The sequence below is a fragment of the Brachybacterium vulturis genome (assembly GCF_043641765.1).
Classification (GTDB): Bacteria; Actinomycetota; Actinomycetes; order Actinomycetales; family Dermabacteraceae; genus Brachybacterium; species Brachybacterium vulturis_A.
The window spans coordinates 140,024-155,551 of sequence record NZ_JBHZRO010000005.1 but is presented as its reverse complement, the minus strand read 5'-3'; the positions used below and the strand labels follow the sequence as shown (position 1 = coordinate 155,551).

At 68.5% G+C, this 15,528-nt stretch carries 14 protein-coding genes; 11 read left to right on the top strand and 3 right to left on the bottom strand.

Going from position 1 to position 15,528, the window contains the following annotated elements; translation table 11 throughout:
* Positions 1 to 24 precede the first annotated feature (24 nt).
* Positions 25 to 960, bottom strand: a complete 936-nt coding sequence (locus ACHUEU_RS05695; protein ID WP_394214934.1) for a sugar-binding transcriptional regulator — start codon at positions 958 to 960, stop codon at positions 25 to 27.
* Between the two features lie 546 nt (positions 961 to 1,506).
* Between ACHUEU_RS05695 and ACHUEU_RS05690 the strand changes: the two genes are divergently transcribed.
* From ACHUEU_RS05690 to ACHUEU_RS05665, 6 genes are all read left to right on the top strand, one after another.
* Complete coding sequence (locus tag ACHUEU_RS05690; RefSeq protein WP_394214933.1) at positions 1,507 to 2,505, top strand: 4-hydroxythreonine-4-phosphate dehydrogenase PdxA; 999 nt, start codon at positions 1,507 to 1,509, stop codon at positions 2,503 to 2,505.
* A 262-nt stretch (positions 2,506 to 2,767) separates the two neighbouring features.
* Complete coding sequence (locus ACHUEU_RS05685; protein ID WP_394214932.1) at positions 2,768 to 3,739, top strand: Bug family tripartite tricarboxylate transporter substrate binding protein; 972 nt, start codon at positions 2,768 to 2,770, stop codon at positions 3,737 to 3,739.
* An 11-nt stretch (positions 3,740 to 3,750) separates the two neighbouring features.
* Positions 3,751 to 4,371 carry a tripartite tricarboxylate transporter TctB family protein gene (locus ACHUEU_RS05680; RefSeq protein ID WP_394214931.1) on the top strand — a complete coding sequence of 207 codons (621 nt, stop codon included), beginning with the start codon at positions 3,751 to 3,753 and terminating at the stop codon, positions 4,369 to 4,371.
* A 10-nt stretch (positions 4,372 to 4,381) separates the two neighbouring features.
* The gene (locus ACHUEU_RS05675; protein WP_394214930.1) at positions 4,382 to 5,893 is read left to right on the top strand and encodes a tripartite tricarboxylate transporter permease; all 1,512 of its coding nucleotides are present in this window, start codon (positions 4,382 to 4,384) and stop codon (positions 5,891 to 5,893) included.
* Between the two features lie 145 nt (positions 5,894 to 6,038).
* A complete protein-coding gene (locus tag ACHUEU_RS05670; RefSeq protein WP_394214929.1) occupies positions 6,039 to 6,974 on the top strand; it encodes a sugar phosphate isomerase/epimerase family protein in 936 nt (311 codons plus the stop codon).
* A gap of 165 nt (positions 6,975 to 7,139) precedes the next feature.
* The gene (locus tag ACHUEU_RS05665) at positions 7,140 to 8,489 is read left to right on the top strand and encodes a four-carbon acid sugar kinase family protein (protein ID WP_394214928.1); all 1,350 of its coding nucleotides are present in this window, start codon (positions 7,140 to 7,142) and stop codon (positions 8,487 to 8,489) included.
* A 50-nt stretch (positions 8,490 to 8,539) separates the two neighbouring features.
* Here ACHUEU_RS05665 and ACHUEU_RS05660 read toward each other — a convergent pair whose 3' ends face one another.
* On the bottom strand, positions 8,540 to 9,301 hold the full coding sequence (locus ACHUEU_RS05660) for an SDR family NAD(P)-dependent oxidoreductase (protein ID WP_394214927.1): 762 nt from the start codon (positions 9,299 to 9,301) through the stop codon (positions 8,540 to 8,542).
* Between the two features lie 94 nt (positions 9,302 to 9,395).
* Positions 9,396 to 10,742 carry an L-fucose:H+ symporter permease gene (fucP, locus tag ACHUEU_RS05655; RefSeq protein ID WP_394214926.1) on the bottom strand — a complete coding sequence of 449 codons (1,347 nt, stop codon included), beginning with the start codon at positions 10,740 to 10,742 and terminating at the stop codon, positions 9,396 to 9,398.
* Between the two features lie 301 nt (positions 10,743 to 11,043).
* Between fucP and ACHUEU_RS05650 the strand changes: the two genes are divergently transcribed.
* The 5 genes from ACHUEU_RS05650 to ACHUEU_RS05630 are packed head-to-tail and all read left to right on the top strand — an operon-like array spanning position 11,044 to position 15,518.
* A complete protein-coding gene (locus tag ACHUEU_RS05650) occupies positions 11,044 to 11,919 on the top strand; it encodes a fumarylacetoacetate hydrolase family protein (RefSeq protein ID WP_394214925.1) in 876 nt (291 codons plus the stop codon).
* A complete protein-coding gene (locus ACHUEU_RS05645) occupies positions 11,916 to 13,271 on the top strand; it encodes an enolase C-terminal domain-like protein (RefSeq protein ID WP_394214924.1) in 1,356 nt (451 codons plus the stop codon). Before ACHUEU_RS05650 ends, ACHUEU_RS05645 begins: the two co-directional genes overlap by 4 nt.
* A 12-nt stretch (positions 13,272 to 13,283) precedes the next feature.
* Positions 13,284 to 13,619, top strand: coding sequence for an L-rhamnose mutarotase (locus ACHUEU_RS05640; protein ID WP_394214923.1), 336 nt, complete (start codon positions 13,284 to 13,286; stop codon positions 13,617 to 13,619).
* Positions 13,616 to 14,644, top strand: a complete 1,029-nt coding sequence (locus ACHUEU_RS05635) for an aldo/keto reductase (RefSeq protein WP_394214922.1) — start codon at positions 13,616 to 13,618, stop codon at positions 14,642 to 14,644. Before ACHUEU_RS05640 ends, ACHUEU_RS05635 begins: the two co-directional genes overlap by 4 nt.
* Positions 14,634 to 15,518 (top strand): amidohydrolase family protein, encoded by an 885-nt coding sequence (locus ACHUEU_RS05630; protein ID WP_394214921.1) that lies wholly within the window; start codon positions 14,634 to 14,636, stop codon positions 15,516 to 15,518. The genes ACHUEU_RS05635 and ACHUEU_RS05630 overlap by 11 nt, the downstream gene beginning before the upstream one ends.
* The last annotated feature ends 10 nt before the right edge of the window (positions 15,519 to 15,528 follow it).

Sequence of the window (15,528 nt, the reverse complement as noted above, 5' to 3'; positions counted from 1 at the left end):
CCACGACCCGACTGGGGCGCACGCTCACCCCGCCAGCAGGCGGCCTGCGGTGAACGCGTCCGTCACGATCCCCGTGAGCAGTTCCGAGGCCAGCACGGCGCGGATCGCCCTCGTCTTCGATGGTCCGCCGGCCACGCCGATCCGGGCTGGAATCGCGCGCAGCTGGTGCTCGCGTATCGCGATGCTGCGATCTTCGAGGTCGCGGACCACCTGCCCTTGGTCGGTGAGTGTGGTCGCGGCGATCTCGGCGACGACGCCCTGGCGCAACAACCGGGCCCGGTCCACTTCGGTGATGGCCGGATTAACCATCATCAGGGAGTTCGGCGGTGCCCAGGAGCCGATGGCGCACAATGCCACGGTCACCTCGTCGAACATCTCCACGGCCGAGCTGATACCCGGTTCGCGCAATACCCCACGTGCTGTCTGGGCATCGCTCATGATCAGTGAGGCATAGATCGGCCACGGTTGTACCTCGGGAAGGTTCGCGAGACGGCGGATCACCTCCAGGCCGCTCTCTTGGATGGGGCCCGCGACTCCGGCGAGCTGCACCACGGCCCTGCAGGGCAGGCTGCGCAGCTGACGTGCCATGACGTTGAGCGTGCGCCCCGACGTGAGCCCGAGGATGTCCTCCGGGCCCACGAGATCCTCGATCAGGGTCGCTGCGACGGTGCCGAGGGAGGTCGCCGCCTCCACATCCGTGTCCACTGGGAGCTCCACGGCGATGGCGTGGTCGAGACTGTACCGCTGCTTGAGCAGCATCGACAGCTCAAGGTCGATTCCCGGGGTGCTGACAATCTCGAAGCGGATGACCCCTTGTGCGACAGCCTCCTCGAGCATCCGGCCGACCTTGAAGCGGCTCAGGCCAGTCTCCTCGGCGATCTTCACCCGAGATTTTCCCTGGACGTAGTGCTCTCGCGCGACATGCGCGAGCTGGAAGTGCGTGAGCGGACCGACGTCCATGATCGTCTCCTTCTACCCCGACCCTCGGCGAGGTGCCGACCACGTTCGGGACGCTCACCGTAGCACCGGGGTGCACGTTTGAGCATTCAGTACAGCCCTACCTCGAGCTCTCCCGACTTGCTGCCCATGGTCGGCTCGAGGAGCACTTCCGGTCGACTACGGAGCCTCGGCTCACTGCTCGCCCCGAGCTCAGGCCCGCGCGTCATCGCGGCCCCTCCAGCGGGCGTCGCAGCTGGCTCGTGCACAACCTGGGGGCGGGGCGGGCCATCAGATTGAGACCGACGGTCCGGTGAGCGTTCGTCCACCGTCTCCTGCCTGCTAATTCGGCTCCGCAGCGGGCATCTGCCGCTGGTAGGGCCTCCAAAGATACGAGCGAGTGCAGAGCGCATGCCGCCAAGGCTCCCGGGGTAGAGACGCGGCTGGAACTCGTTGACAGTCCTCCACCACAGCTTAGGATGAAGCCATATCCTATTGGATGCCGAATCGATCGGTGAGGGCGATGCGCCCTTCACCCAAACTCGGGAACGACAACGGAAGAGGACGACGATGCCCCGTACTGCCCCCCGTATTGCTCTGACATTCGGAGACTTCTCGGGCATCGGCCCCGAGCTCGCTGTGCGCTTGCTTGCCGAACCCGGCAATCTGGAAAGGGCGCAGATCCTCGCCCTGGTGTCCCGGGACGAGTTCGAACGTGCCTGCTCTGACGCCGGCGTCTCCGTGCCGACCGCCGCCGAACCCACCACCGGAGCGGTGCATCTGGTCGGTTCCGACCGCCAGGACATCGAGGTCCCGAGCGCGCAGATCTCTGTCGATGCGGGGACCCGTGTCATGCAGGACCTCGAGAAGGCGCTGGGGATGTTCAAGGATGGCCAGGTCGATTCGATCATGTTCCTACCGTTGAACAAGACCTCGCTCCACCTCGCCGGAATGGACGAGGAGGATGAGCTGCGCTGGTTCGCCAAGGAGCTCTCCTTCGACGGCTTCACCAGCGAGCTGAACTTCGTGCCGAATCTGACGACATCCCGCGTCACCTCCCACATCCCGATCTCCCAGGTCGCTCAGCACATCAGCGCCGGTCGTGTTCGGCAGGCGATCCACCTGCTGAATCAGGTGGTGCTCGGTACCGGCGTCGCAGAGCCCCGCATCGCCGTGGCCGCGCTGAACCCGCACGCCGGCGAGAACGGCCAGTTCGGTCGCGAAGAGATCGACCACATCGCCCCGGGCGTCGAGCTCGCGCGGAGCGTCGACGGCATCGATGTCAAGGGCCCATACCCGAGCGACACCCTGTTCATCAAAGCCCGCGACGGCGAGTTCGACGGCGTGGTCACGATGTACCACGATCAGGGTCAGATCGCGGTGAAGCTCCTCGGCTTCGACAAAGGTGTGACCGTACAGGGTGGGCTGCCGGTGCCGATCGCGACCCCGGCCCACGGCACCGCCTACGAGATCGTCGGACAGAACAAGGCCCATCTCGGCCCCAGCCAGCGGGCGTTCGACATCTCGGTGGACCTGGGCGCCCAGACTGCCGAGTCCCGTTCCGCCTGACCGGATCCTCCGGCGACGTTGCGTCGGTACGACCGACTGCGACATGCGCGATCCAGGGGCTCACGGTCGCTGGCCGGTGCCCCCGCCCCGCCCCGCCCTGCACGCTGTTGGCACCGCAACCGGCCGTTGCCGGATCGACACCTTCAAGTCCACGATCCAATAGGATCTACGGTAATCTGACGATGTGCGCCCCACTCAATCGGGGCCGCACCCCCACAAGGCCGGCTACGGATGGCCGACCATCTCAATGAGGAGATCAATCATGAAGCGACGTTCACTTCTCACCGCAGGCGCCGTGGGCTCCCTCGGTCTGGCCCTTGCCGCGTGCTCGGACGGTGCCGGCGGCACCGCTGATAGCGGTGAATTCGACCCGGGTAGCCGCGTCACCATGATCGTGCCGTTCTCCGCCGGAGGCGGCTCGGACATCGCAGGCCGGGCGATCGCCACCGGGCTCGAAGAGGTCACGGGTGCCACCATCACCGTCGAGAACCGGGTAGGCGGCTCCGGAGCCGTCGGCTATACGGACCTCGTGAACGCCGAGGGTGACGGCACCGTGCTCCTCGCCTCAGAGACCGCACTCATCACTCTCCCGATCGTGCAGGATGTGGACTTCAGTTACGAGAGTTTCACGCCGATCATGAAGGTGGGCGAGGACTTCAACATCGTGGTGGTGGCAGCCGACTCCCCGTTCCAGTCGATCTCCGAGCTGATCGACGCCGCCAAGAGCGAGAAGCTCACGGCGGCGGTCTCCGGCGCGACCGGACCCGACCACATCGCCTGGAGCCTCATCGAGCAGGAACAGGACATCGCCCTGGAACGCGTGACCTTCGAGTCCACGTCCGAGGTGCTCGCTGCGCTCATGGGTGGCCACGTGCAGGTGGCAGCCTCGAGCCCCGGTGAACTCTCCGGGCAGCTCGAGTCCGGAGATGTTCGCGCACTGTGCGCTCTCGCGCCGGAGCGCTATGAGTACGAGCTGCTCGCGGACATCCCCACCGGGGCGGAAGAGGGAGTGGACGTCACCTTCGCCCAGTGGCGCGGCTTCATCGCCCCCGGTGGGATCGATGATGCCGCGCGCGAGTACTGGATCGAGAAGGCCAAGGAGTACGAGCGGACCGATGGCTACACCGAATTCATCGAGTCGAACATGCTTCAGCCGGCCACCGCGTACGGCGACGAATTCGTCGCCTACCTCGAGGAGTACGCGGCTGACGTCGACTCCGTGCTCGGAAACTGAACCGGAGAGTCATGACTGAGTCCTCGATCGAGACGCCCCGAGGGAGGCCGGCGCCGAAGACGAGCGACGTCGTCGGCACCGGCCTGCTCGCAATGCTGGGTCTCGTGGCGGTGCTCATGGGGCTCGGATACGGGTTCTTCCGTGATGACGGTCTGATCGGGCCGGGCTTCATGCCTGTCCTGACCGGGGGGTTCATCCTGGTGGCCGCGGTGGCCGAGATCGGTCGCCTCTACCTCGCCCCGAAGGGGCAGTCGACGGCTGGTCTCGGCGGGGTGGCCGAAGAGCTCTCCGCCGAGGCCGCCGCCGCGCAGCGCGCCGCGCGCACCGATCCCGAGGCCGAGGGAGAAGGCCCCGGCGGCGAGCAGCGTGACACCTTCGGGCGGACAGCCGCACAGCGACGTCGCACCGTGCCGTTGATCTTCGTGATCCTGCTGGCGGCCATGGTGCTCACACAGCTGATCGGCATGCTTCTCTCGATGGCTCTGATGATGTTCGCCATCATTAACTTCGTCGAGAAGAAGCCGCCGGTCCCGTCCCTGCTCACATCCGCCGTGGTACTGCTCATGGCGTATCTGATCTTCGTCCAGATGCTCGGGGTTCCGCTACCCCAGGGCTTGCTCGGAATTCTGTGAGGAGCCCTCGATGATCGACAATCTGATGCTCGGGCTCGAGACCGCGGTCAGCCCGGAGAACCTCCTGTGGTGCGCCATCGGCGTGGTGCTGGGAACGCTGATCGGCATGATGCCCGGTCTCGGTTCGGCCACCGGCGTCGCGATCCTGCTGCCCGTCACCCTGACCATGGAGCCGGTGACAGCACTCATCATGCTGGCTGGCATCTACTACGGCAGCCAGTACGGTGCCTCGACCAGCTCCATCCTGATCTCCACACCCGGCGACTCGTCCTCCGTAGTGCTCACTCTGGACGGTTACCAGATGGCCCGGAACGGTCGGGCCGGGGCCGCCTTGGCGATCTCTGCGATCTCCTCGTTCATTGCTGCGATCATCTCGCTGATGGTGCTGCTGGCGCTCGCCGCCCCGGTCGCCTCGTGGGCGTTGAACTTCGGCCCACCGGAGACGCTGGCGATCATCCTGCTCGGCATGGCCACCATCGTCACCTTCGCCGGTGAGAACATGCTGAGGGGCATCATCATGGCCGCGGTCGGCCTGCTGCTGTCGATGGTCGGGATCGCCGCTGGATTCACGACCGCACGCTTCTCCTTCGGCAGCACCAACCTGCTCGGCGGTCTCGAATTCGTCGCGGTGATGATCGGCATCTTCGCCCTCGGTGAGGTCCTGCACCAGATTCACCGTGGTGGCGAGAAGCCGATCCGTGCGGGATTCCGTGACCTGATGCTGAAGAAGGACGAAGCCAAGCGAATACTCGCTCCGGCTCTCAGAGGAACCTTCCTCGGTACCGCTCTGGGTGTCCTGCCGGGCGCCGGCGCGACCCTCGCCTCATTCATGTCCTATGGCCTCGAAGGGCGTGTGGGAAAGCACCGCAAGAACCTCGGCACGGGGACGGTCGAAGGCGTCGCGGCTCCCGAGGCGTCCAACAATGCCGCAGCGAACGCGAGTTTCATCCCGACGCTTGCTCTGGGCATCCCGGGCTCCGGCACCACCGCGATCCTGCTCGGCGCTTTCGTGATCTTCGGGCTTCAACCCGGGCCGATGCTGTTCGAGCAGCAGCCGGATCTCGTGTGGGGTCTGCTGGTCTCGTTCTTCTTCGGGAATCTGATGTTGCTGCTGTTGAACCTGCCGCTCGCCCCCGTCTTCGCGCAGGTGCTGCGCATTCCCTACAGCTACCTCTACCCGATCATCCTCGTCCTGAGCCTGGTGGGTGCCTATGCCGTGGGCAACAATTTCTTCGCCGTCTGGGTGGTGTTCTTCGCGGGGGTGCTCGGGTACTTCATGAAGCGCTACGACTTCCCGGCTGCTCCACTGGTTCTCGGACTGGTCCTCGGGCCGATGCTCGAGCGCACCCTGGTCCAGACCTCGTCGATGGGGCACGGCAATCTGCTCATCGTCTTCGAGCGCCCGTTGTCGGCATTCTTCATGGTGTTCGCGATTCTGGCCTTCATCGTGCCGCCGCTGGTCACCTCGATCAAAGGTCGCAGGAACCGCGTTCGCGAGGCGAAGCGTTCCCTTTCCCTCTGAGCCGACGGACTGCCGTCCGACCCCAGCGGACAGTGGACTCCACCACGGCAACGCACGCCGTCTTCCGATGCAACTCGACCACTTCTTCGCCCGATTCCGATCTTTCGAGATCACGCAGCCCAGCTGCTCACCGTGAAGGGACCTCATGCACACCGCAGAGAACTGGCCGATCGGGGCCAACATGCTCGCGTTCGGCAACTCCACCTCCGACGGCACACCGACATTGGAGGCGTCGTCCTCTGTCTGGGCCTCCCAGCTCCGCCAGGTCAAGGACCTCGGAGTAGACCAGGTGGATCCCACCGATGCCTGGCTCCCACTCGCGAAGCTCAGTGATGAGCGGGTCGAGGAGTTCCGCCGCGTGCTCGACGGCGAGGGGATGTCACTCGCCTCGATCTCCATGACTCGCAACTCCGTGGTCGACGTCGAGCGGGGGGAGCAGAACCTCGCCGATGCGCACCGCTTCATCGAACTCGCTCCGAGCTTCGGCGTCACCGTCGTGAACGCCGGCTTCATGCAGGCTCTCACCGAGAAGCAGGCGAAGGCGATCTGGTTCTGGCTCGAGGACGGGCACGTGGACGACCCGGCGCTGCGCGACCTGGCCATAGAACGGGTCCGCGAGCTCGGTGACGCCGCAGCATCGCACGGCGTGCAGCTGAGCCTGGAGATGTACGAGGACACCTACGTCGGCACCGCCGATGAGGCTGTGTCGTTCATCGAGGACGTCGGGCACGCGGCCGTCGGTCTGAACCCCGATCTCGGCAACCTTGTCCGGCTGCACCGTGAGGTGGAGCCGTGGGACGAGATGTTCGAGAAGGTCCTGCCGCACTCGAACTTCTGGCACATCAAGAACTACACCCGCGACTACGACGCCGCGACCGGCGCCTATTCGAGCGATCCGATGCCTCTGAAATACGGCTACATCAACTACCGCAGCGCGATCCGTCGTGCCCTCGAGCTCGGCTACACCGGGCCGTTCTGCTGTGAGCACTACGGCTCCGATTCGCTCGGCGTTATCGCCGAGAACGTGCACTACATCCGGCAGGTGCTCGCCTCTGCCTTGGCAGATGGGCCCTCCGCGTGAACCCTGAAGGTGCCATAGGAGGGGCCTGCTCGGGGACTATGACGCGGAGTCTGCTGCCGCACTGGTCAGCTGTCGCTACGAGGCCTCCGCGAAGTGGTCCCGGCTCCTCGTCGAGCTCGGCTCCGCCCGCACGCCCTTCCCATCCGATTACTGAGGCCTCTGACGATGCATGAGCCGTCCGCTCGCCGTCTGCTCGTCCTCGACGACGACCCCACTGGATCGCAGTGCGTGGACGACATCGCCGTCGCCTTCGACGAGGACCCGGCGATTCCGGTCGAGGTGCTTGCCGAGCCCGGCACCGCCTGCTTCGTACTGACCAACTCCCGGGCCCTGGCCGAGGAGGCGGCGACAAAGCTGAACCGCCGAATCGTCGCCGGCGTGCTCACCGGTGGCATCCCGACCGAGGGACTGCACGTGGTCTCTCGCTCGGACTCCACTCTGCGCGGTCACGTGATCGCCGAGCCGGTCGCTATCGCGGAGGAGCTCGCCGCTCATGGGGTCGAGGTCGATGCTTTCGTGCTGTGCCCGGCGATGATCGAGGCGGGGCGCTTCACCAAGGGCGACATCCACTACGCAATGGTCGACGGGCAGGCGGTCCAGGTCGCCGAGACGGACTTCGCCCGCGACGCCACCTTCGGCTACTCCCACTCCGACCTGCGCGAGTTCCTTGCCGAACGCTCCGGGGGCACGCTCGATGCCGCAGGCATCCTCAGCATCTCCTTGGAGGACATCCGCTCCGGTGGCCGCGACCGGGTGCGGGAGATACTCTCCGGTGCCCGCGAACGCACCTGGGTGGTCGTCAACGCCACGGAGTATTCGGACCTGGAGCTAGTTTCTACGGCGATGGTCGAGCTCGAGGGGGAGGGGCGGACCTTCGTCACCCGGTGCGCCCCCTCCTTCGTGCGCTCGCTGACCGGCCGGTCGGGTGCCCGTGTGATCGATGCGGACGCGATCGTGATCCCCGAGGGGCGGCTCGACCACGGACTGGTGGTTGTCGGCTCTCACGTGGGCCTGACCACCACCCAGCTGCGGGCCGTGCAAGAGCGCGGCACCCTCGCCGAGGTCGAGATCGATGTCCCCTCTCTCCTGGACGACCGCCGCGAGCAGCACCTCACGGAGATCGTCGGGACGCTGCGGGACAACCTCACCCGCAGCGACTGCGTGCTCTTCACCAGCCGCGATCTGGTGCGCACCGACGATCCCGCGGAGTCCCTCGCGATCGCCCGCAGCGTCTCCGACGCCGTGGTCGAGATCGTCCGACGGGTTCGTACCGCCCGCCCCGCCTGGGTCGTCGCCAAGGGTGGGATCACCTCCCACGAGGTCGCCGCAGGCGGGCTGGGGATCCGTCGCGCCCAGGTGGTGGGTCAGTTCTGGCCCGGCCAGGTCTCGCTGTTCTCGGCCCAAGAGGCTCCGATAGAGGTCATGGGCATGCCCTACGTCGTCTTCCCCGGCAATGTGGGCGGAGCGCAGGCCCTGGCCGACGTCGTCGACACGCTCAACCACGCAGCCCGCTGACCCGACGGGCTGTTCACCGAGGGGTACGGGAAGGCCGCGGGGCTCCCGGGTCAGGACCGGGTGCGCAGGTTCGTCATGCCGCCGTCGATCGGCAGCAGGACGCCGGTCGTGGAGCGGTTGCGCGGGGAGGCGAGGTAGCAGTGCGCCTCAGCGACCTCCTCGGGCTCGACCAGGCGACCGTGGGGCTGGCGGGCGTCGAGGGCCGCGCGCTCGGCGACCGGGTCGTCGGCCTTCGCCAGCAGACGGCCGATCCAGGGGGTGTTGGCGGTGCCGGGGACCACGGCGTTCACGCGGATGCCCTCGCCGACCCAGTCCGCGGCCATCGCCAGGGTCATTGCCTGCACGGCGCCCTTGGAGGCGGAGTACAGGACGCGTTCGGGCAGTCCCAGCATGGAAGCGATGGAGGCGGTGTTGACCACGGCGGCGGCATCGGAGCGGCGCAGGTGGGGGAGAGCGGCGGTCGTCACGCGCGCGACGGAGATGACGTTGACGTCGAGGACGCGTGCCCATTCGGCGTCGTCGTTGGCATCGATCTGGCCCTGGGCGCCGATGCCGGCGTTGTTGATCACGATGTCGAGTCCGCCGAGCTCCGTGGCGGCCCGGTCCACGGCGGCCTTCACCGCGGCAGCGTCGGTGAGGTCCACCTGGATCTGCAGGGCGCCTTGGGGAGCTCCCGAGGGATCGAGGTCGAGGGCGGCGGTCGTCGCGCCGCGGGCCTGGAGTGCCCGGAGCGTGGCGGCGCCGATGCCGGCGCCGCCTCCGGTGACCAGGGCTTTGAGTCCGGCGAACTCGAGGTCCGGTGTGGGGGTCATGGGGTGTTCTCCTCGTCGGGTCTGTGGTCTTGCAGGGCGATGGCACGACACGATGCGGCAACCTGTCGTCACCGGGCCGGCGTCCGCACGGGTGTCAGTGGGAGGCGTCGCTCGCCGCCACCGGGCTCGGGGTGCGCAGCACGTAGATCCCGTAGGCGGCGACGACGGCGAAGCAGAAGGCCACCACGAGGTAGCTGACCTGGGCGGAGCTGATGTCGATCACCCGGCCCTGGAGCAGCGGCACCAGCGCACCTCCGACGATCGCCATGACCAGGCCGGCGGCGCCGTATTTGGTGTCCTTGCCCAGTCCCTCCAGGGCGATGCCGTAGATGGTCGGGAACAGCAGGGAGATGCACGCGCTGAGCAGGACGATCGCGACGGCGCCGATGATGTTCCCGGTGATGACCGCCAGCACGGAGAGTCCTACGCCGAGCACGCACATCAGGAGCATCAGCTTGCGGGCGTCGAAGCGGCCCATCAGCCCGACCATCACGAAGCGCGAGATCAGGAAGACCACCAGCGAGGCCTGCAGCCAATAGCCGGCTTGGGCGTCGTCGACACCCAGGGTCTCCATCACGTAGTGCAGGGTGAAGGTCCAGATGCACGTCTGCGCAGCGATGTTGAAGAACTGCGCGACGACCCCGAAGGAGTAGCGGCGGTTCTTCAGCAGGCGCGAGAGCCGGGATCCGGACAGCCCCTTGGTGCTGTCCCGGGAGTCCGCCATCAATGCCGGGTTCCGGGGGACGCGGACCGTGGCGATGGCGATGGCGATGAGCACCAGGGCCACGGCCACGCCGATGTACGGGCCCATCACGGCCTGCAGCTCGGCGGATCTGATCGATTCCAGCTCGGCCTGGGGGAGGGCGGCGCGCTCCTCGGCACTGGAGGGGTTCACGTGGGGGAGGATCAGCATCGCTGCCAGCAGCACGCCGAGGTTCGAGCCCACCGGGTTGAAGGCCTGCGCGAAGTTCAGGCGACGTGTGGCGGTGGGCTGCGGCCCCATGGCCATCACGTAGGGGTTGGCGGAGGTCTCCAGGATGGACAGGCCGGCGGCCAGGGTGAACAGGGCCGCCAGGAACATCCCGTAGGTCATGATCTGCGAGGCGGGGAAGAAGAGGAATCCGCCGGCCGAGGCCAGCAGCAGGCCCGTGAGCACTCCGCCCTTGTAGCCGAGCCGGGAGTTGATCCAGGCGGCTGGGATCGCGAGGACGCAGTAGGCCCCGTAGAAGGCGAACTGCACCAGCGAGGACTGGAAAGCGCCCATGGAGAAGACCGAGCTGAAGACCGAGACCAGGGGGTCGGTCATGTTGTTGAGCACGCCCCATGCCGCGAAGCAGGAGACGATCAGGATGAACGGCAGGCGCATGCCGCGGTGCAGGAAGGTGTGCTTCTCGTCCTTCGACTCGTCCACGGTGGTGACCCGGGTGGGTGACGGCTTCACAAGCGGCTCCTCGCAGTGCTCCTCATTGAGTGAATCACAGGCCCACCGTTAGTGGTCCGATGATTTTGGTAGCGCATGGAACATATCGAGGGCTGCGGGTTTAGGCAAGTCGAGGCACAAGGTGCTCTTCCAGTGCAGTGCTCTTGCTCGGCCCGCGTGGCGATCGCGGCCGATCGGGTGGACTCGATGCCACAGGGGGTTGCATGTAGACCTTCAGAGATAGGATGATAAGGCGGATCGACGAAGACCGGGTGCTCGTCGGCATCGAATGATCCTCTGCCCGATCGTGAACGGAGTGTTTGTGGAACTGCGACGTCTGGGCCCGGTGGGCCAGGAGAAGCCGGCTGCCGTCTCCGAGGGGGTGACCTATCGTCTCGCACCGCTGACCGCCGAGATCGACGGGGACTTCCTTGCCGGCGGCGGGATCGCCCGGGTGCGCGAGGCACTCTCGGCCGGGGAGCTGCCGGTCTGGGACGATGCCGAGCAGGAGCGCATCGGCGCCCCGATCGCGCGCCCCATGGCGGTGCTGTGCATCGGCCAGAACTACGCCGAGCACGCCGCGGAGTCCGGCGCGGAGCCGCCCGCGGTGCCGATCCTGTTCCACAAGCACCCCAACACCGTCGTCGGCCCGCACGACGACGTCGAGATCCCGCCCGGCGCCGAGAAGGTCGACTGGGAGGTCGAGCTCGGCGTGGTGATCGGCACCGAGGCCGCCTATCTGCCCGATGAGCAGGCCGCGCTCGACGTCATCGCCGGGTACGTGACCAGCCACGACCTCTCCGAGCGGGACTTCCAGCTGGCCGAGTCGGGGGGCCAGTGGTCCAAGGGCAAGAACTCCCGCGGCTTCAATCCGCTGGGACCCGGCCTGGTCCCGGCCGACGAGGTCGACCCCCAGGCGCTGCGGCTGTGGTCCGCCGTGAACGGCGAGGCCCGCCAGGACTCCACCACCGCAGACATGATCTTCAGCGTCGCCCGGATCGTCCAGCACCTCTCGCAGTACATGGTGCTCTCGCCCGGCGACGTGATCAACACCGGCACCCCGCAGGGCGTGGCCCTGTCCGGCCGCTTCCCGTACCTCGCGGCCGGCGACGTGGTCGAGATCGGCATCGAGCAGCTCGGCACCCAGCGCACCACCTTCGTCCCGGCCCCGCAGCCCGCCCAGGGAGAGACCCGATGAGCACCTTCACCGCCCTGGACGTGCAGGACGTCCGCTTCCCCACCAGCCGCAGCCTCGACGGCTCGGACGCGATGAACCCCGATCCGGACTACTCGGCGGCCTACCTCACCGTGCGCACCGACGCCGACGATGCGGGGACCGCGCTGGTGTTCACCATCGGCCGCGGCAACGACGTGCAGAGCGCCGCGATCTCCGTGCTGGCCCCGCACCTGGTGGGGCGGGAGGTCGAGGAGGTCCTCGCCGATCTCGGCGGGATGTACCGCGAGCTCACCTACGACTCGCAGCTGCGCTGGCTGGGTCCGGAGAAGGGCGTGATGACCATGGCGATCGGCGCCGTCATCAACGCCCTGTGGGACCTGCGCGCTCGCCGCGAGGGCCGGCCGCTGTGGCTCACCCTCGCCTCGCTCAGCCCCGAGGAGCTGCTGGAGCTGGTGGACCTGCGCTATCTCGAGGACGCGCTGACCCGCGAGGAGGCGCTGGAGATCCTGCGCCGCGGCGCCGAGGGCAAGGAGCAGCGGATCGCCGCGCTGCGCGAGACGGGCGTGCCCGCCTACACCACCACCCCCGGCTGGCTCGGCTACAGCGACGAGAAGCTGGTGCGGCTGCTGCGCGAGGCCCGCGAGGACGGCTTCGAGATGGTCAAGCTCAAGGTGGGCGCCGACGCCGCCGACGACGAGCGCCGCCTGCGGATCGCCCGCGAGGAGATGGGCCCCGGCTTCCCGATCGCGATCGACGCCAACCAGCGCTGGGGCACCGCCGAGGCGATCGAGGCGATCCGCGCCCTGGCCTCGCACGACCCGTACTGGGTCGAGGAGCCCACCTACCCCGATGACGTCCTCGCCCACGCCGCGATCCGCGAGGCGGTCACGCCCGTGCGCATCGCCACCGGCGAGCAGGGCGCGAACCGGGTGCTGTTCAAGCAGCTGCTGCAGGCCGGCGCCATCGACGTGCTCCAGGCGGACGCCACCCGGGTGGCCGGGATCAACGAGAACCTCGCGATCCTGCTGCTCGCCGCCAAGTTCGACGTGCCCGTGTGCCCCCACGCCGGGGGAGTGGGGCTGTGCGAGATGGTCCAGCACGTGGCCTTCCTGGACGCGGTCGCGATCGGCGGCGACGACGAGCGGCGCCGGATCGAGTTCGTGGACCACCTCCATGAGCACTTCGAGGTGCCCGTGCGGATCGTCAGCGGTGCCTACAGGGCGCCCGAGGAGCCCGGCAACGGGGCCCGCATGCTCGACGCCTCGATCCAGGACCATCTGTTCCCGGACGGTCCCGTCTGGGCCGACGAGCAGGACCCGCAGGGCGCAGAGGGTGCCCAGCGCGCGCCCCTGGAACCCTCCGCCACCCGCTGAGAGGATCCCGGCATGGAACAGATCGCCCTGCACACCCGCATCGCCGAGGGCCGCGAGGCGGACTACGACCGCGAGCACGCCCGCATCCCCGACGAGCTCGATGCCTCGCTGCGCGCCGCGGGCGTGCACGCCTGGCGGATCTGGCGCGACGGCCGCGACATCTTCCACCTGGTCGAGGTCGAGGACTACGCCGCGATGCGCCGGCAGCTCGCCGCCGATCCGGCGAACCAGCGCTGGCAGCAGCACATCAACCAGTTCCTCGAGGTGGTCGACGACTACGGCGGGGACGACTCCGGGATCCGGCCGGTGTGGTCCCTGCCGACGCAGGCACCCGGGGTGACGGCATGAGCGCCGCCGATCCGTCGGCCGCCGCGCCCGCCGGTGGGCCGCTCGAGCTGCCGCCGCTCGGCTTCGGCGCCGCCCAGCTCGGCAACCTCTACCGGGCCACCACCGACCAGGAGGCGGACGGTGCGGTGCGCGCCGCCTGGGATGCCGGGATCCGCTACTTCGACACCGCCCCGCACTACGGGATCGGCACCAGCGAGCGCCGCCTCGGCCGGCGCCTGGCCGGCTACCCCCGGCAGGAGTACCTGGTCTCCACCAAGGTGGGGCGCCTGCTGCTGCCCGGCCCCGGCACCGGGGACGACCTGGCCGACGGCTTCGCCGTGCCGGACGACCACGTGCGGCAATGGGACTTCTCCGAGGCCGGGGTGCGCCGCTCCCACGCCGAATCCCTCGGACGCCTGGGTCTGGACTCGGTGGACATCCTGTTCGCGCACGACCCGGAGGAGGGGCCGACGGAGCAGGCCTTCACCGAGGGACTGCCGGCGCTGGCCGGGATGCGCGAGGAGGGGCTGGTCCGCGCCGTCGGCGTCGGCTCCAAGGATGCCGACGTGCTCACCCGCGCGGTCCGCACCGGACTGATCGACCTGGTCATGCTCTCGGGCCGGTACACCCTGCTCGAGCAGGACGCCGCCGCCGAGCTGCTCGCGGCCTGCACGGATCACGGGGTCGGGATCGTCGCGGTCTCCGTGTTCAACTCCGGGCTGCTGGCCCGGCACCGGGTCGCCGATGACGCCACCTACGAGTACGACCAGGCCCCCGCCGCGATGATCGAGCGGGCCCGCGAGCTCGCCGGCATCGCCGAGCGGCACGGGGTCACCCTCCCGGACCTCGCCGTCCAGTTCCCGCTGCGCCATCCCGCTGTGCGCTCGGTGGTCCTCGGGATGCGCACCGCGGAGCACGTGCGCTCCAACGCCGAGCGGATGGGCGTCGAGATCCCGGCTGCGGCCTGGGAGGACGTACAGCGCACCGAGCAGGCCGCGCGCAGCGGGGATGCCGGGAGCACGGAGGGTGCCGACGGTGGCCGCTGAGCCGGTCACCGACGCCCACCTGCATCTGTGGGACCTCGCCGAGAGCCCCTACGCCTGGCTCGCCGGGGCCCCTCAGCCGCTGCGCCGCACCGTCGGCATCGACGACGTGCGCGGTGCGCTGGAGGAGCTCGGGGTCACCCGGGTGGTGCTGGTCCAGGCCGACGACACCGCCGAGGACACCGCTCACCTGCAGCGCACCGCCCGCGGGATCGAGGAGCATGCGCAGCGGACCGGCACCGGGATCGCTCGCGCCGACGTCGTGGGCTGGCTGCCGCTGACGGATCCGGACGCTGTGCGCGCCGCGCTCGCCGATCCCCGGCGCACCGACCACCTCGTCGGCGTGCGTCACCTGGTCCATGACGAACCCGATCCGGGGTTCCTGGACCGCCCCGAGGTCGGCCGGGCGCTCGAGATGCTCGCTGCGGCCGGTCTCCCGCTGGATGTCCCTGACGCCTTCGAGCGCCACATGGCGCAGGTGGTGCGCGTGGCCCGCTGCCACCCCGGCCTCACCGTGGTGCTGGACCATCTGGGCAAACCGCCGCTCGGCGATGCCGAGGCGATGTCGCGCTGGACGCAGCAGCTCGAGGAGATCGCGGCCTGCCCGAACGTCGTCGCGAAGGTCTCCGGCCTCGCGACCAGCGGCAACGGTGATTTCGCCGCCGCGGCGGACCTCGCACTCGCGCTGTTCGGTGCGGAGCGCCTGATGATCGGCTCGGACTGGCCGATCGCTCCGCAGCACCTGGACCTCGGCAGCGGATTCGCGCCCCTGCTCGCCCACGTGCGCAGCTGGCCGCCGGCCGACGTCCGCGCCCTCACGCACGGGACCGCGGCGCGGGTCTATCGGCGGCTCGGGGGCGTGCCTTCGGTCGTGTGACCCCCATGGA